Origin of the sequence: Bacteroides sp. D1 (genome assembly GCF_000157095.2) — a bacterium.
GTDB classification, from domain to species: domain Bacteria; phylum Bacteroidota; class Bacteroidia; order Bacteroidales; family Bacteroidaceae; genus Bacteroides; species Bacteroides xylanisolvens.
Genome location: NZ_JH114341.1, coordinates 510 through 2824, shown reverse-complemented (window position 1 = coordinate 2824; position 2315 = coordinate 510). Strand labels below are relative to the sequence as shown.

The 2315-nt window shown below is 34.1% G+C and carries 2 protein-coding genes; one reads left to right on the top strand and one right to left on the bottom strand.

Translation table 11 applies throughout. The features are described 5' to 3' along the window. Window positions 1–1254 precede the first annotated feature (1254 nt). On the top strand, window positions 1255–1602 hold the full coding sequence (locus BSAG_RS11890; protein WP_008026636.1) for a hypothetical protein: 348 nt from the start codon (window positions 1255–1257) through the stop codon (window positions 1600–1602). 303 nt (window positions 1603–1905) lie between these two features. On the opposite strand, the gene BSAG_RS11895 is transcribed toward BSAG_RS11890, so the two are convergent. Next, complete coding sequence (locus tag BSAG_RS11895; RefSeq protein ID WP_004314309.1) at window positions 1906–2118, bottom strand: hypothetical protein; 213 nt, start codon at window positions 2116–2118, stop codon at window positions 1906–1908. Between the last annotated feature and the right edge of the window lie 197 nt (window positions 2119–2315).

Here is a 2315-nt window from a genome sequence, read left to right as displayed (position 1 = left end):
GATATATAGATAATAGTTTCCATTTTATGTACTTTTTTGCGGTTCATCCTAGGATCTTCTATTTGTTTACAAAGGTCAATTATGCCAATTTTCATGTTAGTTTATGTTTTATAATATCTTATAAAGATAAGGAAAATAATCGACATATACAATAGATAATACACTAATAGTCAATAATATAAAAATAAAATACAAGTTGTAAGATAGTAAAAAATATAATGCGTCGACCCTGTTGCACTCTAGTGAACGGTACTGTCTACTCTAGTGCACAGACCTTTCCACTCTAGTGGAACGATATGGCTGCTTATACATAAATATGCTAATGTCTACTCTTTATACTCCGCATGTCCATTTTATAATCTATTATTTAAGTATTACCTGATTACATCTCTAGCTTGGCTTGACTTCATAATAGTCTGATGCTTCCTTTGCCTTGTAGTAGACTCTTTTTTTACTGCGTGTTTCGTTGCAGTCCATGCTAACTATTACGGTTTTGTCGAAGAATAACTTGAATACTCTGCAAAACAAGTAAAAAAGTATTTGGAATCGCTTGGAAAATCTATGAGAAATGTTTTTGAAAGTGATGAAAAGCTATGAGAAATACGTTGTTTTATGGATAAAACGCTGGTAATACTATGAGAAATGCCGTTTTGAATAGTATTTCTCATAGTGTTATGCATTTGATTTATATATAGTTATTGTATTTACTATGAGAATATGAGAAATGAAAATTGAAAATCGTTTGCAGGAACCTGCCCTGAGCGTTTTTATTTTGATACAATCAGGGCAAACGTCCGCCTGAGTTTAATTCATCAATACATTGCTTTAAGTCGTAAGGACAAATTAGTGGGGATTTGAAAGTTGCCAATATATAGCTATAATAATTTTATGTCTCATACCTATTTCTTTGTCAAAATTGTTTGTTTGCTAAATATAAATTGCTACTTTTGTCGTAGTTTACTTTCGAGCGATGAAGGTAACTTTTTAATATTTTTATTGAGAACGGTTATTTGTTACATTCATATATAAAATCCGCTAAATTTTAACTTTCGTGAATGGAATGAGTGACAAGTCTCGCGCACTTTTGTCTGTATAACCTTGTTATATACTCAGTTGGGCGTGGGGCTATCATTCATGTTCACGAAAGGGGTCTTAGCGGATACCTATATATGGCATGAATAGATAGTTTCCACGCTCTTTCTTTTTTATAAACCCTCGCACCATCGGGAACTGATGCGGTAAATAACGCAACCTATGTACGGAGACTTTAATCGCATTGTTGTCCAGCTGGTTCAGCATCCTGTCATGCACAAACCTCTCTCGGATTTAACCTATACGGAATGTGAACTGGCCTATGCTTTGATAAGAGAATTGATTGATTTGTCAACTGAAGGTGATTATACTTTATTGGACTATATCCAAATGGCTCGCCTGGAGTATTATCTGGGTGAGTTGTCTTGTAAGATCAACTGTAGTAGGGAGGAAACTGCCCTTCATTATGCGGGCGCCCTTCATCTATTAGAAAAAGGCGGCTTTGATTTGAACATAAAGAAGTGGGTTGAACTTGTCAGCCTACGAATCGAGAACTCTAAAAAAGAATGACATTCTGATTTTGTATATAGAATCTGATCTGTATCCACTCAGTATTTATCCGGCATATCCATATGGAATAGTCAACCGTTAGACTGCTTAGAACAAGTATTCTAACGGTTGACAATAAATTCTCTTGCTTTTATAATATTTTTCTATATATCCTGTTAATTACTCTATTAGTCATGCCCAATTAACCATTCCAATTAATCCATCCTCTTTAATAATCCCCTTTAATAATCTCCTTTTGTAATTTCCCTTTGTGGTATATCCCTAGTATTCTTTTTACATTTGGTTCATTTTTTTGCTTTCCTTCTATATTGTCTTCTTGTCTCTTTCTTCCTGTTGTCTTTTTCTCATCTGTAATTCGACTGTAATTTTGTTATTTCTTTCTTCTGCATCTTTTTCTCTCTTGCGTGCACCTACGCGCCCGCGTGTGATATAATAATGTGTCTCATGTGTACCGTTTCCGCCGCCAATCCACTCATGATAAAAAATATGTTCTACAACATCATTATCCTTCAGCACTTTAGCAGATTCTTTCAAAAAAACTTAGAAAAAAGAGTTTAATATATTTGGATTGTATACTAAAAGGGTGTACTTTTGCACCCGCTTTCCAAGAGAAGAAAGCCTTGCAGAATTGACATAGTGAAAAAGCGAAATTGCGCTTAAAGAAAAGAACAAAAAAAACTTCCGAAAAGTTTTGGAGGATAATAAATAAAGTT

Coding starts and splice junctions, on each gene's coding strand:
- BSAG_RS11890 (WP_008026636.1), top strand. CDS start 1,255: ATGTACGGAGACTTTAATCGCATTGTTGTCCAGCTGGTTCAGCATCCT.